Annotated in this window: 14 protein-coding genes and 4 pseudogenes; 7 read left to right on the plus strand and 11 right to left on the minus strand. The window is 58.9% G+C overall.

Annotated elements, in window-relative coordinates; all coding sequences use genetic code 11:
• Positions 1 to 3 precede the first annotated feature (3 nt).
• From ACQY8Q_RS00090 to ACQY8Q_RS00135, 10 genes and pseudogenes are all read right to left on the minus strand, one after another.
• Positions 4 to 849 (minus strand): sugar phosphate isomerase/epimerase family protein, encoded by an 846-nt coding sequence (locus tag ACQY8Q_RS00090; protein ID WP_428423439.1) that lies wholly within the window; start codon positions 847 to 849, stop codon positions 4 to 6.
• Positions 846 to 2,162, minus strand: coding sequence for a DUF6005 family protein (locus ACQY8Q_RS00095; protein WP_428423441.1), 1,317 nt, complete (start codon positions 2,160 to 2,162; stop codon positions 846 to 848). The genes ACQY8Q_RS00090 and ACQY8Q_RS00095 overlap by 4 nt, the downstream gene beginning before the upstream one ends.
• On the minus strand, positions 2,159 to 3,439 hold the full coding sequence (locus ACQY8Q_RS00100) for an AMP-binding protein (protein ID WP_428423443.1): 1,281 nt from the start codon (positions 3,437 to 3,439) through the stop codon (positions 2,159 to 2,161). Before ACQY8Q_RS00100 ends, ACQY8Q_RS00095 begins: the two co-directional genes overlap by 4 nt.
• Complete coding sequence (locus ACQY8Q_RS00105; protein ID WP_428423445.1) at positions 3,436 to 5,172, minus strand: IucA/IucC family protein; 1,737 nt, start codon at positions 5,170 to 5,172, stop codon at positions 3,436 to 3,438. The genes ACQY8Q_RS00100 and ACQY8Q_RS00105 overlap by 4 nt, the downstream gene beginning before the upstream one ends.
• Positions 5,156 to 6,940: an IucA/IucC family protein gene (locus tag ACQY8Q_RS00110; protein WP_428423447.1), complete on the minus strand. Its 1,785-nt coding sequence runs from the start codon at positions 6,938 to 6,940 to the stop codon at positions 5,156 to 5,158. The genes ACQY8Q_RS00105 and ACQY8Q_RS00110 overlap by 17 nt, the downstream gene beginning before the upstream one ends.
• 111 nt (positions 6,941 to 7,051) lie before the next feature.
• Entirely contained in the window at positions 7,052 to 7,342 is a 291-nt protein-coding gene (locus ACQY8Q_RS00115) for a DUF2218 domain-containing protein (RefSeq protein ID WP_428423449.1), read from the minus strand.
• A 125-nt stretch (positions 7,343 to 7,467) separates the two neighbouring features.
• The gene (locus ACQY8Q_RS00120) at positions 7,468 to 9,786 is read right to left on the minus strand and encodes a TonB-dependent receptor domain-containing protein (RefSeq protein ID WP_428423451.1); all 2,319 of its coding nucleotides are present in this window, start codon (positions 9,784 to 9,786) and stop codon (positions 7,468 to 7,470) included.
• A gap of 116 nt (positions 9,787 to 9,902) precedes the next feature.
• Complete coding sequence (locus tag ACQY8Q_RS00125; protein ID WP_428423453.1) at positions 9,903 to 10,838, minus strand: FecR family protein; 936 nt, start codon at positions 10,836 to 10,838, stop codon at positions 9,903 to 9,905.
• A gap of 157 nt (positions 10,839 to 10,995) precedes the next feature.
• Positions 10,996 to 11,508: a sigma-70 family RNA polymerase sigma factor gene (locus ACQY8Q_RS00130; RefSeq protein WP_428423455.1), complete on the minus strand. Its 513-nt coding sequence runs from the start codon at positions 11,506 to 11,508 to the stop codon at positions 10,996 to 10,998.
• Positions 11,509 to 11,769: 261 nt separating this feature from the next.
• Positions 11,770 to 12,543: pseudogene (locus ACQY8Q_RS00135) on the minus strand (IS6 family transposase).
• Positions 12,544 to 12,568: 25 nt separating this feature from the next.
• Between ACQY8Q_RS00135 and ACQY8Q_RS00140 the strand changes: the two are divergent.
• The 5 genes and pseudogenes from ACQY8Q_RS00140 to ACQY8Q_RS00160 all read left to right on the plus strand — a co-directional run.
• Positions 12,569 to 12,700, plus strand: a pseudogene (locus ACQY8Q_RS00140) (SDR family oxidoreductase); the annotation flags it as partial.
• A gap of 31 nt (positions 12,701 to 12,731) precedes the next feature.
• Positions 12,732 to 13,334, plus strand: a complete 603-nt coding sequence (locus ACQY8Q_RS00145; protein WP_428423457.1) for an NADPH-dependent F420 reductase — start codon at positions 12,732 to 12,734, stop codon at positions 13,332 to 13,334.
• A gap of 106 nt (positions 13,335 to 13,440) precedes the next feature.
• A complete protein-coding gene (locus ACQY8Q_RS00150; protein ID WP_428423459.1) occupies positions 13,441 to 13,827 on the plus strand; it encodes a nuclear transport factor 2 family protein in 387 nt (128 codons plus the stop codon).
• Positions 13,828 to 13,930: 103 nt separating this feature from the next.
• On the plus strand, positions 13,931 to 14,563 hold the full coding sequence (locus ACQY8Q_RS00155) for a class I SAM-dependent methyltransferase (protein ID WP_428423461.1): 633 nt from the start codon (positions 13,931 to 13,933) through the stop codon (positions 14,561 to 14,563).
• 299 nt (positions 14,564 to 14,862) lie between these two features.
• A pseudogene (locus ACQY8Q_RS00160) lies at positions 14,863 to 15,490 on the plus strand (class I SAM-dependent methyltransferase).
• 300 nt (positions 15,491 to 15,790) lie between these two features.
• On the opposite strand, the pseudogene ACQY8Q_RS00165 reads toward ACQY8Q_RS00160, so the two are convergent.
• Positions 15,791 to 15,932, minus strand: a pseudogene (locus ACQY8Q_RS00165) (electron transfer flavoprotein subunit alpha/FixB family protein); the annotation flags it as partial.
• A 257-nt stretch (positions 15,933 to 16,189) separates the two neighbouring features.
• Between ACQY8Q_RS00165 and istA the strand changes: the two are divergent.
• Both istA and istB read left to right on the plus strand, forming a co-directional pair.
• A complete protein-coding gene (istA, locus tag ACQY8Q_RS00170; RefSeq protein WP_428423463.1) occupies positions 16,190 to 17,710 on the plus strand; it encodes an IS21 family transposase in 1,521 nt (506 codons plus the stop codon).
• Positions 17,700 to 18,494, plus strand: coding sequence for an IS21-like element helper ATPase IstB (gene istB / locus ACQY8Q_RS00175; protein WP_428423465.1), 795 nt, complete (start codon positions 17,700 to 17,702; stop codon positions 18,492 to 18,494). Before istA ends, istB begins: the two co-directional genes overlap by 11 nt.
• Positions 18,495 to 18,800 lie beyond the last annotated feature (306 nt).

Raw genomic sequence — 18,800 nt, forward strand, 5'->3', positions numbered from 1 at the left:
TCCTTAGAAATTGACTGTCCGCCGGGCCGGTTCACGGCCCTCGATCACCTGGCGAACCTGTCGCCGGTCGCGCCGCAGGATGTCGAGGCAATCATTGCCGAACCATTCCAGCGATGCATCGATCAGCGGATCGCCGGAGACCTCGGAGAGAAAGCCGACGTAGTCGACGGTGCCTTCGAACAGCGGCGTCATGCCGTCGCGACGCCCGGCAGCCGCGTAGACATTGGCTGGCTCGAAAACCGGGAGGTCGGACCGGTCGAGAATGTTTTTCAGATGGTAGTGGCGGATGTGCGGCTTCATCTTGCGGTGCACGGCCACCGGGTCGTCACCGCCTTCCCAGACATGCAACGTATCGAAGTTGATCGCGAGGAAAGGGTGGCCCACTTCTTCAATGAGCTGCATCGTCGATGCTGCGGTATCCGCCAGCGTCTGAGGATGCGTTTCCACCAGCAGATGAATGCCGTAGCTGGCGGTAATCGCGCAGATCTCCCGCAGCCGTTCCACAATCCGGCGCCGCTCCTCGGTCGAGGTGGCAAGGCTGCCGCGATTGCCAGCAAACGTCCGGATTTTCTTCGCCCGCCAGCGGCGCGCCAGCCGGCACAGGTCCACAGTCTTGTGGCGCAGCGTCTCCGGATCGGCATCGATCGGCAGATAGTCGCTGATCATCGGCACAGACAGTCCGTAAGTGTCCAGCCATTCTGCATTGCGATCCGGCTGCTGCGCGAGATTGCGCGCATGCGCGCCCCAGAGCTCTATGCCCTGGAAGTCGTTGGACTGCGCCCAGGCGGCAATCTCGCCGAGCGAAATCAGATGATGGCGGAAGGTGATGGTGCAGAGTGATACTCTCATCGTGCAACCCTCTTCAGTATGCGGACGTCGACGCTCGCCGGAACATGCTGTTCACACCACAGGCCGAAAATCTCGGCCAGCTTGGCTTTCAGCTTGGTCTCCAGGCGGTCGGCTTCGTCGAGCCGTTCAAAGACCGGAACTGCGAAGGCGCGGTCACCGGTCTGGGACAGTTTCATGCAGGCGTAGTGCAGCGTCTTCAGCGATTGCACGAGCGATTCAATCTCCTCGCACCATGTCTCGAACTCCCCCGCTGGCAGTTTCAGCGCCCGCCAGAAGAAGGCAAAGCCATGCTCATAGGCATATTTGCGGATGGTGATCACGGGCAGTTCACGCACGGCGGCCGTCAGCTCCGAGAGAACGACACTTTCTGTTCCCGCCAGATGTGCCGTGACGATCGCGCGGATGGCATCGATAAGCGGATTTTTCTCCTGCACGAAGCAGGCTTCGAAATAGGCTTTCAGATCTTCGGGCTCGGGCGGGCGGGCCTCGGCACTATCGAACACGTAGCCGCCACTGACGGTGGGCTGCATGATAGCGTGGATAACCTTTTCCCGCGCGATCTCGCCCTCCCAGCGATAATCCGGATCATGCACGAACCAGGTTTCAGGGTCGCTCATCTCCTGCAGCATGAGATAATGTGGGAAGGGGTTTTGGTTGAACTTGTTCTCGCGTTCCGGCAGGTGGAACATATCCAGCATCACCATGACGGACCCTGTCGCGCTGCGGGTCTTGATGAGGTCGAGCAGTACGGCGAGGTTTTCGATCTTGGTTTTTTCAGGATCGTACCATTCGCGAACCGGGACGCCGTAAAGTCTTTGGAACCATTCACGCAGGAAGTTCTGGCTGATTTCGGGGGCGTGGTAGAGTAGTTCGAAACGATCGCCGACGGCGAACTTCGCGTCCCAGACGCCGAAATAGAATGGCCGGTGATCGAGGCCTTGCCGCTTCAGGCCATCGCAGACGCAACTGACGAAGCAGTGGACCTTGATGTCGTAATAGGCCTCTCCGTGCACGCCTTCGTCGGTCGCGCCCCCAGTCAGCGCAAATGCCGGAGCGGCGACTGTCGTATTCCTTGGTTCGTAAAGCGTGACCAGATCGGCGACGGTCTCGATATCCTGCCTGGCGATCGCCTCCTCTGGAACAGAAAGGCCGTACTCCAGTTCGAGATTGAGGAATATCTGCAGGATCAGCACGGAATCGAGATAGAGGTCCTCGTTGAGGCGAGCCTCAAGGGCGAAACCGTCCAGATGCGCATGCATCATCTGTTCGCTCAAAACCGTGTGGATGGCGGCGAGGATTTCGTTCCGGGTCATGATGCCGCTCCGGCGACCGGTGTTGTAAATTCGCCTGCGGCATGACGCGCTGCCACGTCACGGCGGCTAATCTTTCCGTTGGCCTGGCGCGGAATAGTGTCGATCTGCAGGATCTCCATCGGCAGCTGATGGCTGGCCAGATTGCGGCTGCACCATTCACGAACGGCCTGGGGGGCAACTGTTTCAGCAGCGCTGAACAGCAGCGCGACACGCTCGCCGGCGTACCTATCGCTTTTGCGGAAGGCGACCGCATCGGTGATGGCCGGCATCACCATGACGGCATCCTCTATATCCTTCGGGTAGACGTTGAGGCCGGAGACGTTGATCATGTCATCCATGCGGGAGATGAAAACCAGCATCCCGTCATCGCCGATATAGCCAAGATCGCGGGTATGAATCGCGATACCGTCTGCATTGTTCACCACGATCTCGCCGGCGTCATCGGCGCTGGTTCCGGTTTCGGCGATCAGGTGCGGTAGAACGAACCCCATGTCTCCCGTCGCAGTCACGTCAGGATTGATGGCGATACAACCGGATTCAGAGCAGCCGTATTGCTGGAACATGTGATGGCTTTTGGCGCGGATCAGTGAGAACCAGGCATCGGGCAGCAGCGTGCCTGATGTCATGGTTGCATGGATCCGCTCACCCTCTGGCAACAAACGAGCGAGCGTGTGCAGGATCGCCGGTGACGAATAGAGCAGCGGCCGTTTGGTTTCGCGCAGTACCTTCAGGAGATATTTCGGATTGGCCGTATTGACGATCACTGGCGTCTGGCCGCGTTTCAGCGCCACGAGGATGCCGCAGATCAGACCGTAGGAATGGGTGGCCGGGCAAGCGACAACCGGTGTCATATCTTCCGGTTCGCGGAATGTCCGGACATAGCTTTCGATTTCTGCATCGATCTCGTCCCAGCTGCGCGCCACGCATTTTGGCGCGCCTGTCGTGCCGGAACTCATCTGCAACAGCTGGCCCTGCGGTGCGGTGTTCACCCGCACGTCGAACACTTCGGCGGTCAGGCTGTTATAGAACAGCCGGTCGCAGCCGGCGCCGATTGCGAGCTTGCGGGCAGCGGCATGGGGCGTGCCGGGATGGATCGGCAGCACGCTCGCGCCGGCCTTGCGGATGGCGAAGAACAGCGACAGCCAATCAACGGTCTTCGTAAAGCAGACGGCATAGCGGCCGCCATTGCGTGCCGAAAGCCCGGCCTGTTCCGCCAGGCGCGCCGAGGCTTCTTCGAAATAGGCGTGATCGTAAAGCCTGTCATCGATCTGGATCATGGCTTTCTCCTTCGTTGCAGCTGATCAGCCGCCAAGGCATTGGGTACCGTGTGGTGGTACTCCGGCCTCAGCGCGAAAAGCTTCCGCGTCATCAGGGATTCGGTGAGAATAAACGGCTGGTCATAGCCGAGCTGCGCCTGCCGCTCGGCCGCGTCATGCTCAACAGCATAGGACGACAGAAGGCTTTCGACCCGTTTCCAGAAACGTGCCTCCGGCAGGTCGTAGCAATGGTCGAGAAGGTGGGAAATTTCGGTCAGATTGTAGACGAACAGCGTATCCATCACCAGTTCGCGCAGTGAGTCCAGATTGTCCGTCCAGTAATACTGATCCGGCTCGGCTTGGCTGTAGAGCGGGTTCAACGACAGGAAATCCGGAGCCTTTTCGGGCTCGCGCAGGAATGCCGGGCAGAACTCCATGCTGTCGTGGAAATCGCGCAGGATCAGGCGCACCGGCCAGCCGTCGCGATGGACAAGCAGCATGTTCTGGCCATGTGCCTCTACCGCGATGCCATGATGGACGAGCAGATGCCAGACAGGCAGGACGGACACTTCGATCAAGCGGTTGGTCCATGGCATCAGGCCGAAACGCCGGATCCAGTCGTCGGCAAACGGCTTGTCATCCGCCTCCACCATCATCAGGGCATTGAAGGGAATGATCGCCTCACCCGGCAGGAGCGTCGCCTGGGCACTCTCGCGCCAGATCGCGCCAACCTGGCCTGCAAGCGGTCCCTCAGCATCAGCAATGATGCCGGCATATTCCTGCAGGATCGTCAGCGGGTACCGCTCGCAGAAAAGCGGATCAGCCGCGACGATGCCGGCGATCCAGCGCGAGATCACCGGCGCCGTGCACACCGAGTGTGGCTCCAGCGTGCGCCGTGAGGACGTGTTGATCATGTTCAACGGCAGCTTGACGCTAGCCGCAAGCGGGCGGTCCAGGTTCAGCAACGACCGCACCGACTGGGTCGCCGTATAGCGATCTCCGGTCGAACCGAGGCAATAGGCTTCCCCCTTAGCGATCCAGCTCTCAAACAACGTCTCAGCGAGATTGCGCCATTGCCAGGGATGCAAAGGCACGAGGCCAAAATCTCCCGGAGGCAGATCGAGTGGCGCCAGCATGGTCTGCAAATGCGCCCAGGTTTCCGCGCCCAGCTCGGCTTTCCAGAAGGCGGTCTCGTCAGCCGGTAGGGCGGAGCGAAGATGCTTGCGGGCAACGAGCATCCAGATCAGCTGGAAGGCCTTGCCGGTTTCTGGACCATAGGCTGCGTGATCGGCGTCCGAAAATCCTGTCCTTGCCTTGTAGCAGGGATGATAGGGATGCCCTTCCTCCAGCGCGCCCTCAAGGGCAGCAAAGGACATCGAGCGGCGATCCCGGGCCGGAATATTGCGATCATTCCACTCGGAAAAGGCTATCGTCTGCTTCATCTCGCCGAGAAGCTTGCCACGGGACATACCGGTTCCGGGCAGAGCGGAGACGAAATGCGCCATCGATGCCGCGCCCCATGCACCATCGTCGCCGATAACCTCTACCGACCCTGCCATTGGGCGGATACGTCCGAAGGGGCCGATGGAGCCGCTGCACCGGTAGTTGCGGCCGCCAAGCGACCAATGGAAATGCATCAACCCGTCTTCGTTGCTTTGACGCGCATCGATGACGCCCTCGTAAAGAAGAGCGCCCACCAGCTGGCGCATGACCCGCTCGCCGGGCTGCCCTTTGAGATCAAGAGGCAATGGCATGGCGTGTCCTTGGAACAGCCAGTGCCGCTGCCCCTCTCAAGGGGTTCGGCACGGGACGGTAAAGTGTCGGCGCATTGTCGGATTGCAGCTCGTCGACATCAAACAGGCGTGTCGTCAGGTTGGCCTTCGAAGCGATCGTCGGCAGGTCGAGAATATGCCGCGCGAAATCCCTGCCAGCGCCGGTCATCTCGTGCGCGCAGCGTTCAAGATGCGCGCGCATCATCCGCAAAAGCTGGCCCTCGTCGCACAGCCCGTCGTGACCCATGCGGCTGATGATCGAAAACACCTGATTGACGATCAGGTAGTACGCAAACCGGTCGCGGATTTCCGCTTCCGGGAAATAGAGCGAGGTAATGGTTTCCGTCTCGGGAACGTGGCCGGAAAGCATGCTACGGTAGCGCTCGGAGAGGTAGAAGCCCTGGTTGTCGCGATAATAGCTGACGGATGGATAGCCCGTGCCGATATCCAGCAGGCTGTTTTGCTGGTGCGCCTCCAGCGCCACGCCGTAATCGTCGTAGAGCTGGATCAGCGGCTCGACCGCACATGTGAGGTAGTGCTGGAACCATATGAGCGCAACATCGGACACCGCCTCTCCGCCGCGGATGGCAAGGGTGCGAATGAGGCGTTCGAGACGTGAAAGTTTGCCTGGAAGGGGATCGGCTGTCAGGGCGGCAACGGTGATGACCCCTCTGCCCTTGTCGCCCGTAAACGGGTTCTCGCGCAGGATCACTTCAAATCCGCTTTCGCTTCGGCCCAGTATGTCGAGCGTGATGTAGGCCGGGTCCTGAATAATCCGGAAGTTTTTCGACCGTTGCGTAAAGCCGATCCGGTCGATCAGCTTTGCCATGGCGACGCCGGCTTCCAGTTCCTGCCGCCGGTTGAGGCGGACGGAATTGGTGATGCGGACCGGCAGCGAGAATTTCAACATCCAGTCCGTGTTCGCGCTGTGGACGGTGCGGACGGACGAGGTCGCCGTGAACGGCGAACCGGCCGGTCCAAGATGGCGCAATATGCCATTCCGCTGCATTGCCTGGATATCCGGGTCAAGCAGCAGCGCCTCGGCCTGAAGCGGATGCATCGGCAGCAGGTATTCGTCTTGCCCGACGGAAAGCGTTTTGCTGGCCTGTCCGATCAGGGAACGGACGATGTCTGGCGCTGCGGTTGGCCGCGCGGAGGCATGTCGCACTTGGTCCATTTTCGCGGCGAAATAATGCAGCCTGAACTGGCCGCGCAGCTCCGGCGCGTAGCTTTCCTGCTGCCAGAACGTCATGCCCTGACGGCTCTTCGGCGTCGGGTGCAGCCAGTGGCCGAACACAAGCCCCTGCTCGGCCTCGATGAAGTGATCATCATCGGCCGGGGCTGGCTTAACTTTTTCGATAAAAAGGGCGGTCTGCTGATAGCTTTCCAGCACCCGCATCAGCAGTTCGAGTTCGAAGCCGCGCAAAGCATCGGCGCGGCCTTCGTCTACCTGGCGATAGGTTTCGTGGACGAGGCTATGAAGCGCGGACATCAGTTCGAGTGGCCGCCAGAGCGCATCGGATACGCCCTTGCACCAGACGCGGCCGAAATGCTGCGGACCGCACAGGGATGAGGACGTTATTTCGGCGCGCAGGATGATCTGCTGTCTCGGCAACGGCCATTCGATGCAGTCTGCCGGACCATTTGGGGTCCTGTGCACAACCGATACGCCGCAATTCACCTCGCGCAGGTAGCAATTTGCGAAACTCTGGAAGGTCGCCGTTTCTGCGATTTGCCTAGACGATTGCATTCTGTAGATCCTTGGCACGCAACATGCACAGTCGCGCAACAGCGCTGCAATATCCACGCAACGCATTGAATTCTCTTGTCGAACAGGACCATACCCGATCAGTTCAGGGCCTCAACCAGCCGGCTGCCAGTCGAGCGGACCGGTATTTTCCCGGAACGCGAACCGGAGAAGATGATCCTCAACCACCGATTTGGTGTCCGCGAGGTTGGCGTCGTCTGGAGATCGCACCCGGATGTGCAGTCCGTCTGGCTGGGCCTCGAGATATCCGGTCCCACACGAAAATTTGAGCTCGCCATGATCGTCTGCCTGACTGACCTCGATCTTGTGGGCGAAATGCTTGCAGAGCTGGGTCAGATATTTTTGGCCGTTTTCCGTCGCAAAACGGGTTGTCGCTTCTTGCATCTGGAACTCCTGTCTTTCGACTTTAGGTCATGGAGAGCGGGGTGAGATCTGCAGCGGTTCTTCAGTCCGCATCCCCGCTCTCGTTTCTTCGCGCATCGCCAACCTGGGGCGATGAAGTCAACCGATCAGAACGTCGCCTTCGCGGTCAGAATAAAAGCCCGGCCCTGCTCGTAGAGCGGTGTCACGTTGGCGAATTCCTGGCCGTAGGTCGCGCGGTCCGAATATGTCTCGTCGAAGATATTCTTGATATCCGCCCTGAAAGTCAGGTGCGGCCGGGTCGGCGGCTTGTACTCAACGAAAGCGTTGAAGACCTGATAGCCCTCGTAGGGCTTGCTGCCTTGCGCCACGTCATCATAGTCGAGCGCGATTTCCGCGTCGGCGCCGAGCGTGACGCCCCAGTCCGTGAAGGTGTGAACAGCCTGCAAGGTGATGATCTGCCCAGCTGGTGCAGCAAGGTATGTGCCGAGATCGGAATCGGCCGGCTTGCCATCGATTTCAACGTCGATATTGGCGTATTTCACGTTGAAAGACCCGTCGCCCCAGCTGTAGCCGCCGCCGATTTCAAATCCTCTGGAGCGAACGTCATGGGCATCGATGGCCAATGGGTTCTTGTAGCGGGGCGTACGGGCATCGGTGATGTCGGTTTGGAAAACGCTGCCTTCGATCGTGAAGTCGTTATAGTTTGCTTCCAGCCCGATATTATAGTTGTCGGCCGTAGCCGGCTTGGGTCCGTCGCCGTAATTCCAGTTGGGGTTCACAACGAAGTTCTCAGCAAGCGGAATACCGGCCCAGACATGCGAATAGCCGGCCTTGGCAATGAGGAAATCTTCGATCAGATCGTATTCACCGGAGATATTACCGCTGAGACCGGAGTTGTTCCAGTCTTCGCCAGTGGTTCCGGTGAACTTCTGCGTATCGCCTCGTCCACCGAACGAAAGCCGCGTGCGGTCCCACGGCTCGATCCGGGCCTGCGCGTAGAGGCCCACATTGCGGGCTTTCTCCGTTCCTGGATCGAACTGGTCCTCAAGTTCCGCCTTGTCGTTATAGAAATCGACGCCGGCGACAACATTGCCGATATCGAAGGAGAATTTGTTCTCGAATTTGCCGTTGAAGCTTTCCGTCGTCCCTATTGCGTCATAGGGCGCAATGCTGAAGCGTGGGTCGAGGAACACCGTCGTTTCCAGTTCGGTCTTGCTGTAGGCGAGAACAAGCTTCGGATCCCACCAGCCTTCCGGCGTGCTGTCCGTATATGTGAAAACAGTGTTTTGGCGGTCCAGGATATAGTCGCGGACCGTTGGCTCTTTCCATGGCCGTCCGGGATCGACAAATCCGGCATTGGCGCGATATGGCCGCGGGGCATCATCGTGGACACGCTCATGGCTGATTTCGATCCGGTCGCCGCTGTCGAACTCGTAGCCGAGTTTTCCAAGACCACTCAGGATGTCGGTGCTGGTTCCCTCGACGTTGCTGCCGTTGCCCGCCTTGAAATCATTGCCATTGCCGAAGTTGAAGGCGCCGAGAAACTCCAGGCCCTCGTGAAGGCCATAGGCGGAAAGGCCGGTCGTCACGGTATCGCTGTTGAAATTGTAGCTTGAGGTGATGAAGCCACCGAAACCATCGCCGTCGAGAAGATCGCGGGCATCTTTGGTCTCATAGGCGATGGCGCCGCCAAGGGCTCCCGGACCGGCATCGGCAGGCGCAACGCCGGCGTCGACACCGACGGCTTTCAGCAGGCTGGGATCGATCATGTTGGTGCCGGCGTGATGAAAGACCTTGTTGTTCTGGCGGCTTCCGTCGATCGTGACCGCAAGATTGGTTTCCTCGATACCGTGCACGTAAACCTTCTGTGACATCGGCAGCGAGCTGCCGACCGAAATACCCGGTTCGCCGGAAAACACATCGGCGATATTGGCCGGATTCTTCTGTTCGAGCTCTTCGGCCGAAATCTGAATTTCACCGGCGCCAAGATTACCGCTGCTCCCGCCAAAGACGGAGATAGGCTCAAGCGCTGTCGCACCCGCAACGGTAACTGCGCCGCTGTCCCCAGCCGCAGTGGACGATCCGATCACCGCCGTGCCGCCGGAAATCTGATAGGAGATGCCCGTGCCCGATAGCAATTGTGCCAGCGCCTGCTGCGGAGCGAGGTTGCCGCTGACAGGGTTTGAGCGAACACCACGCGACGTCGCCGCAGCCAGCGTTACCTGAAGGCCGGACTGCCGGCCAAACGCGTTGAGTGCACTGGCCAGTGACTGGGCGGGAATATCGAAGGTGTGGCTATTGCCGGTTCGCGAGGTTTTTTCCTGTGCCAAAGCTGAATGCATCGACCCGAAGGCAAGGGACGACAGTCCGACGATTGCCGTTGTGGCGAGCAGGCGCAATCCGATCGTCCGGCTGCGGTTTGCTTCAAGACGTCTATTTCCAGTGCGGCATTTCGGCGAACTCATTTTACCCCCGTCCAGGTTTCCCGCGCAGTGCCCCAGCATGCGCTTCCAACCAAAGACGACCGGCTCCGGATTTTTTTTCATCAAATCCGAATTTTTTCCTGATTATTTCTGTCAGCTTAAAATCGGCTCAGGACGCGCCCGTACGACGTCACCTCGCGAACCTTGCCTCCAAACGGTTTCACCAATGCCTCCAGGGCGCTATCGGGGTTCTTGAGATCATAGAGACCTGTCACCCTGCGGGCGGCGAGGGCCGGATCAGGAACACTGATCCAAGCCTGATGATAGCGCTGCAAGCGCTCGACGGCCGCGCCGACGGTGATATCGTTGACGAACATCCGGCCACTTCTCCAGGCGGCGATATCCTCCGGCGCAATCACGCTGCGCTCCACGGCTCCCGTTCGACGATCAATTGCGGCCATTTCCCCCGGCGAGAGTTCGAAATTTTCCTTGTGCTCAGGTCCGGCGTAGGAGATGGCGACGGTCCCGCGCGCAAGCTCGACCGTCGTTTCGTTGTCCGCCAATTGCACATCGAAGGCTGTTCCGAGGACCGCAATCGCAACTCCCCCGGCATCGACCGTGAAGGGGCGCAAGGTGTCGTGCGCGACATCGAAAAATGCTTCCCCGGAGAGAAGCGTAACCCGGCGGACAGACGCCGTGATCTCGGTGGCAATTGCACTGTCTCCACCCATCTCGATGACAGTTCCATCCTCCAGCTTTAAGGTGCGGCTTTCAGCTGTTCGGGTAATGTGATCCGCCTGCCATCGGATTAGAAGCGACGGTCCCGCAAGCAAGATGAGCGCGCTGGCGGCGAGTGCCAGACCTGCCCCAACCGTCCATTGTCTCCAGCGGCGGCGTTGAGGTAGGGACGCAACCGAAGAAGTTGGCCGCCAGACATGCTCGTAGACCGGCGGCACTTCGCCCAACAGCATCCAGGCTTTCAAAGCCTGATCCCAGGCGGTTTCATGCAGTGGCGAACGGGATAACCAGGCCTGAAAGTCCTGCTCCGTTTGCCGACAGTCTGGACGTGCCTTCAGGTCGAGAAACCAATCCATGGCCTCTTCCAGTATCGCGGGCGGTATCGTGTTGTTCTCAGTCAAAATTTTACCTGCAGCGCTCGGCTCATGTCACTTCGGGCATTTCTAGCCGAATCATCCTCTCTCGTACAAAGACGAACAGCGCTCGATTTATTTTCATCCGCGTTGAAGTATTTTACGATGCACTCGCGACCATCATGGTCGCCACCCGCATCATGGCCGTGCGCACATGGCGATGGGCGGTCGCAACCGAGATGCCCAGATGCACTGCGATCTCTTCCAGATTATATCCCCCGAACCGATGCATCTCGAGTGCGATACGCACATCGACGGGCAGATCATCCAGTGCGCGGGATATTTGCTTTACTTCATCCGCCACAACGACGAAGTCTTCCGGTGTCGGCAGCGCGTTTGGTATCGACCAGAATGGTGGCTCGCTCTGCTTTTCGCGCATTTCGATTTTCTGCCGCTTCAGAAAGTCGAAGGAAAGATTGCGAACGATCTTGTAGAGATACGCAAGGGATTGCGCCGATGATCCGGTATTCGTGTTGGCTGGCGCAAACCGCAGGAAAGCATCCTGGACGATGTCCTCCGCCACTTCCCGGGATCCGAGGATGCGCGTGGCATAGGCGACCAACGCCGTCCGGTTGGCAATATAGACCTCGTGACGTGCTTCCAAGTCGATCACGAGCCCAGCCCATATGCATGTGCAGCGCATGTCATGCCCGCATTCCATCGGTCCTTGCCACCACCTTTTATCCGCATCGTCCCGTTCATGTTAGCCAAGTTTAAATCACGCAAGCTGGGTGGCTATAACACGAAGAAATAAACCTGTCTGTGACGCTCATGTTTATTTTTGATTGATCAACGCGCAAGCCGCACAGCAGAAGGACGCGGCTCTGTTGCAAATTTCCATTTTGATCATAATGGCCGTTGGTTGGTACGTCGATTACCTGGCAGCCTCGCGGTTTTCGAGGCTCTGAGCGAGCAGTGCTACCGCTTCCGTCAGCGCGCTTGGTCCGATGCCGAAAGCACGTTCAACAATGCGTGCTTCTCCACGGATGTCGCCCGTTAGGTTGAAAATCGCGGCCTGTCCTTTGCGCAAAGCGCGCATGACCTCGAAACCTTTGATCGTCGCATAGGCCGTTTTCAGCGTCTTGAACCCTCTCACCGGTTTGATCAGTTGCTTCAGCTTGCCGTGATCGGCCTCAACTACGTTGTTCAGATATTTGACCTGTCGGTGCACGAGTTCTACGGGACATTTGCTTTCGGCCTTCAATTGCGCAATGGCAATGCCATAAGTCGGGGCCTTGTCGGTGTTGATGACAGTTGGCTTTTCCCAGTCCTTCAGGCCATTCAAGGCCTTCCCGAGAAAGCGTTTGGCCGCTTTGGCATTGCGGGTCGGGGACAGATAAAAATCGATCGTGTTGCCAAATTTGTCGACGGCCCGGTAAAGATACGTCCATTGTCCGCGAACTTTCACATAGGTTTCATCAACGCGCCAACTCGTTGACTGCGGCCGGCGCCAGTGCCATCGCAACCGCTTTTCAATCTCCGGAGCATATCTCTGAACCCAACGATAAATCGTGGAATGATCGACTGGCACACCCCGTTCGCCCATCATTTGCTCAAGGTCGCGGTAGCTGACCCCATAGCGGCAATACCATCACACCGCCCACAAAATCACTTCACCCTGAAAATGACGCCACTTGAAATCGCTCATCAATAGTCTCGCCGAAAATCTTCGGCCCTCTTTCGGACATAAACGGGATTTTTGCAACAGAGCCATCGCGGCTGCCCTCACCTTCCTCGCCTCCGATGAGAGCTCGTACATCACCGGCATAGATCTCGCCGTCGATGGCGGCTGGGCGCAGGTCTGACCCAGCATCAACACAGGATAGGAGAAGCATTATGAGTTACGCAATCATCGGCTTCGGCAATATCGGCCGAGCTCTGGCCCAAGCGTTTTCCCGCAAGGGCATCGAAGTGTCCGTGGCAACCACGCGTGACCCGGAAAGTTTCGCATCCGACGCGGCGGCGATCGGGCCCAAGGTCGTTGCGAAAACACTGGCGGAAGCCGTCAAGGCGGACGTTATCTTCTTGGCCGTCCGTTTCGAGGCACATCCAGATGTCGCGAAGGCGCTGCCGACATGGCAAGGAAAAACCATCATCGATGTGACCAATGCCTACGGCGTGCCTCCTGAGCAACTCGCAGGACAACCGTCTTCCAGGGCCGTCGCGCAAGCTTTCTCTGGCTCAGCACTGGTCAAGGGTTTCAACCACTTGGGCGCAGCCGTTCTGGCCCAAGATCCTGCCCTGCAGAGCGGCAGGAGAGTCGTCTTTCTGGCGAGCGACGATGACGCTGCAGCAGACATAGTTGGCGAACTTGCGGAAAATCTCGGCTACGCGCCGATCAAGCTTGGAGAGCTGTCGGGAGGCGGCCTGCTGGTCCAGGCGCGCGGAAAGAGCTGGGGTCACCTTATCTTCAAGGATCTGGTCAAGTTCGACGGATAAAACCACGGCCCCACCGAAAGAACCACGATGTACCGATCGGATCGAGCGCGAACCGATCACAGCGAAATGGGGATACTCCCATGAGTGTTGAAAAAACATCCAGACCGTGAAGGACTTCTTCACCGCGATAGGCCGCGGCGACAGACAGGCTCTGTCGGCGCTGGCCACTGAGGACATCGAGTGGATCATCCCGGGCGAGGAATGGCCGCTGGCCGGCACCTACCGGGGGCACACGGGACTGGCAGATTTGCCGGATACGGCATCCAGGTCGATGGAAACCTCCACGGAACCCCGGGAGTTTGTCGCACAAGGAGACCGGGTTCTTGCCGTCGGCTTCGCAAGCGGGAAGATCAAAGCCACGAACAAGCCGTTCGAGGACGACTGGATCTTTGCCATCACGGTCCGGGACGGAAGACTGACCCGCATCCAGGAACACATCGACACGCTAGCGTTGGCACGCGCCGCGCAGAGAGACGCGTCCGGGCCCGTATAACGCAGGCGTTCTGCACCACCGGCTTTCGCCGAAGATGAATGAGCCACGGACCGCCGTATCGCGTGCCGTGCTCGTCGAATACCCGATCATAAAGGAGATTCCGATGTACGACCAATCCAAACTATCCGAGTTGATCCGGTTCGCGCGCATTGATGCGGGTGCCACCGTCATCGACGTTTATCCAGGCGACGGCTCCTGGACGCGCCTGTTCTCCGACATCGTTGGACCCGAAGGTCGAGTCACCAGCTTCGTGCCGGCCGAAGTCGCGCACTTCAAGAACGATCCGGTTGGCCTCATGCGAACGCTCGCGCAAGAGCCAGGCCGGGAAAACATCGAAGCCGTCTCAGCGGACCTCGTGGCAATGCCGCAGGTCACGCAGCCAGCGGATGTACTGTGGCTGCACCTGTTCTACCACGATCTCCACACCGCGCTGATGCAGGCTAAGGGCGCGTCGGCGGCCGACTTCAATCGAGCTGTCTACGAGCGGCTGAAGCCTGGTGGGTTCTACGTCGTCATCGATCACGCCGCCGCCGCCGGAGCCGGCCCAGGTGATGCCCAGTCATTGCATCGCATCGACCCTGCCTCCGTGCGCGAGGAGGTGGAGGCTGCCGACCTCTTGCTGGATGCAGAAAGCACCCTACTCGCGAACAGGAACGATCGACACGCGATCAAAGTCTTCGACGCCTCGATAAAGGGCAAGACGGATCGCTTCGCATATCGGTTCGTGAAGCCCTAACAGAGACCGCGCGACCCTCAAGTCGACTTCAGAAGGAGGCCAAGGATACTGCTCACTGCGCCAGTCTGCGGCACTGGTCAGCTATCGGAACTCGCCGGAGAGCCTGCAAAGGTCGAGCTTGAAGGCGCATTGCCGCCCGGCGGCATTGGCAATCGGTCGGTAGTGTCTCTGATCGCATTTCTGCTAAAGCTAGGAAGAAAATCGCCCGCGGTGTCATCCACTGGCGAAGTTTGAAAGGCGCAACGGGCCGATGAGCCTCTCGCACATCGAGCCTCTTATCTTAAAGGAGGAGCGCTAACATGAGCACTGACCGGGATACCGTGCAGTCTTATGATGCGGTCGCGGCGGAGTACGCTGCCGAGGCCGCGGCAATGCCCGAATGGGTCGCGACAGAGATCGATGCGTTCGTGACCGAGCTGGCTGGCTCGGGCAGGGTGCTGGAGATCGGAAGCGGGGGGCGGGCGAGACGCACTTGAGCTCGAGAAGCGGGGGATTAGCGTCCGGCGCACCGACATTTCGAAGAGTTTCGTCGAACTGCTTCGCAAGTGTGGCTTCGAGGCCGACCTGTTGGACCCGTTGACCGAAGACTTGTCCGACCCGCAGCGCCCTGGGACACCGTACGACGGTATCTGGGCCTGTGCCTGCTTGATTCACGTTGCACGCGATGATTTCCGCACGGTGCTTGAACGGCTTGCCGAGGCCACCTTGACCGGCGGCCGACTGCACGCCTCGGTTAGAGAGGGCGACGGCGAGGATGCGTCCACACACGGCAGTGCTGCAGTGCCGCGGCGTTACGTCGAGACGTACTGGCGCGAGTCTGCACTTCGGTCCGCACTTACAGACGCCGGCTGGATCGTCACCGAGGTACGTCGGTGCGTCGGAAGGCCGCATGATCGTTGGCTGAGCGTTAGGGCGAGGCGGGCGTGACGCGCACAGACCTGCGGGAATGGCCGGTTGTGGCAAAACTATGAACTTTAGGTGGTCGCCGCAATGTCTGCTTTCGGGCGAACGCAAGATCGCCTCTATGGCCGATATGATTAAGGCGCGAAGCCGGCCTTAATCGCTAGCCGCAATTTGGCATCGGGCACAGTACCGAACGAACCTCTTTCGCCTTGATGGGGATCGAACCGTTGGCCCGCTGTATCAGGCCGTCAAGAGAGATTTTAGAGAGCAAAACGGAAGCGTCTTTCCAAGCTGCCATTTTACTTTCGATTATCAGATGGATCCTTACGGCGCTTTTTCAAGCTCGGGCAGGATGGTGAAGAGGCCACCGACCAGGCCGTAGTGCAACCTGGAAAATCGGGGCTTCCTCGTCCTTGTCGATGGCAACGATGACCTTACTGTCCTTCATACCGACCAGATGCTGAATGGGTAGCGTCGCCTTAACATGTAGGGCGGTGTTTACCGGCATGAGCTCGAGCCCGCCGACCGATGTTACGACGCCCCGCTATAAGCGTCACCGTTTTCCCGCCGAGATCATCGCTCATGCGGCGGATAGACGAACTGCATCTCGATGTTGGTTTCCACTCAGAACTGAGCCGGTTAGACACATAATTTCCATTGAGAATTGAGCCATGTGACCTTCCCCCCAACGCGGTGAGCGACGGGGGCAACGGAGTGATCCACATGGGACTTTTAAACATCATCCGTCGGATGAAGCTGCGCGAGAAGCAGTCGATCCGCGAGATCAGTCGGCATACCGGTTTGTCGCGCAATACGATTGCGAAGTATTTGAACGCTGGCACGATCGAGCCGACGTTCACGGTACCGGAGCGACCGAGCAAGCTTGATCCTTTTGCCGACAAACTGGCGGCCTGGCTGAAGACCGAGGCCGGGAGGTCGCGCAAGCAGCGCCGAACGCTGAAGCAGCTTCATGCCGATCTGGTGGTTCTCGGCTTTACCGGCTCCTATGGTCGGGTCGCCGCCTTTGCCCGTGAGTGGCGGGTTGAGCAGCAGACGACTGGCCGCGGCATATTCGTTCCGCTGTCTTTCCGTGCAGGCGAAGCATTCCAATTCGATTGGAGTGAAGATTATGCCGTGATCGGCGGCGAGCGCACCAAGCTTCAGGTCGCACACATCAAGCTATCGCACAGTCGGGCGTTTCTGGTCAGAGCCTACCTGCTGCAGACGCACGAGATGCTGTTCGATGCTCACTGGCACGGGTTCCGTGTGTTTGGCGGCGTACCTGGTCGCGGCATCTACGACAACATGAAGACCGCGGTCGATCGTGTTGGCCGCGGCAAGGAGCGACAGGTCAACGTCCGCTTCCAGGCGATGACGAACCACTACGTTTTTGCGCCCGAGTTCTGCAATCCTGCCGCAGGCTGGGAGAAGGGGCAGGTCGAGAAGAACGTTCAGGATGCCCGACCACGTTTGTGGCAACAGATGCCGGACTTTCCAGATCTGGCGGCGTTGAATATCTGGCTGGAACAGCATTGCCAGGACCTGTGGCGAGAGACGGCGCATGGCACCTTGTCCGGTACGATTGCAGATGTCTGGGCTGATGAGCGGGCAGCATTGATGGCATTGCCTAACGCATTTGACGGCTTCGTCGAGCAGAGCAAGCGCGTCTCGCCGACATGCCTGATCACCTTCGAGCGCAATCGTTACAGCGTGCCTGCGTCTTTTGCGAACCGGCCCGTCAGCCTGAGGATTTATCCCGAGCGACTGGTCGTTGCGGCCGAGGGCAATATCCTCTGCGAACATCCGCGGATCATAGAACGCAGCCACGACAAACCACCACGGACGATTTATGACTGGCGGCATTACCTTGCCGTCATCCAGCGCAAGCCCGGTGCTTTGCGCAATGGCGCACCCTTCCTGGAATTGCCGCCGGGCTTTCGACAACTGCAGGATCAGATGCTTCGCCGCCCCGGTGGTGATCGGGAGATGGCCGACATCCTCGCTCTGGTTCTTCATCACGACGAACAGGTTGTCGTCAGGGCTGTGGAACTGGCTCTGGATCAAGGCGTGGCGACCAAGACGCATGTGCTGAACCTGCTGCATCGGTTGATCGACGGCAAGACGACAGACGGTCCCGATATCGACACGCCACAGGCGCTAACCTTGCTGCGTGAACCCAAGGCCAATGTAGAACGCTATGACGGTCTGCGGGTCCGGATCGTAGGAGGTCGTCATGCGTCATGATCCTGCCAGCGCCGCCGTCGTCATCATGCTGCGTAGCCTGAAGATGTATGGCATGTCTCAAGCCGTCACGGACCTGATCGAGCAAGGCGCTCCAGCGTTTGATGCCGCCGTGCCGATCCTGTCCCAATTGCTGAAAGCCGAAATGGCCGAACGCGAGGTCCGCTCCATCGCCTATCATATGAAGGCTGCTCGCTTCCCGGCCTACAAGGACATCTCCGGATACGACTTCGCCGCCAGCGAGATCAACGAAGCGACGGTGCGCCAACTAAACCGATGCGAGTTCATCGACGGAGCGCAGAATATCGTGCTTGTCGGCGGACCGGGTACAGGCAAAACGCATGTCGCGACCGCCCTCGGTGTCCAGGCAATCGAGCATCATCGCCGAAAGGTCCGCTTCTTCTCAACAATTGAATTGGTCAATGCGCTCGAGCAGGAGAAGGCCAAAGGCAGAGCAGGCCAGATCGCTGAGACGCTGGTTCGCCTCGATCTGCTGATCCTCGACGAACTCGGATATCTTCCGTTCAGTGCCTCAGGCGGAGCACTGCTCTTCCACCTGCTGAGCAAGCTATATGAACGCACCAGCGTCATCATCACCACCAACCTCAGCTTCAGCGAATGGGCCACCGTCTTTGGCGATGCCAAGATGACCACAGCTCTGCTCGACCGTTTGACCCATCGTTGCCATATCCTTGAAACCGGGAACGACAGCTTCCGCTTCAAAGCCAGCTCGGCCGCAGCAGCGCAAAAGAGAGGAGAAAAAGCCAGTCACTTGACCAGAGCCTGATCAAAAAACCATACTTAGAGGTGGCTCACTTCTCGGTGGAAAAACCGGCTCAGTTCCGCGTGAAAACCAACAAGCGCGTCATGAAAGCCAATCCGGCCGGAGGTATCGATGTATTTTACATCAACGCGTTGAGGAGGCGATGGTTCGATTCAAGGTTTGGGCCTTGCTTGAGCAACGGCATATGCGTGTTTAACGAACATGGTGAAAATCAAGGGTCGAGATCCTGCGAAGTCAATTCGTGGGTATGAAACCTTTACGGTGTCCGCACGTTCCTATGGTGGACCCGCTGTGGCGCGGCCGACCCAA

This window comes from Pararhizobium sp., from assembly GCF_965279435.1.
Taxonomy (GTDB): domain Bacteria; phylum Pseudomonadota; class Alphaproteobacteria; order Rhizobiales; family Rhizobiaceae; genus Pararhizobium.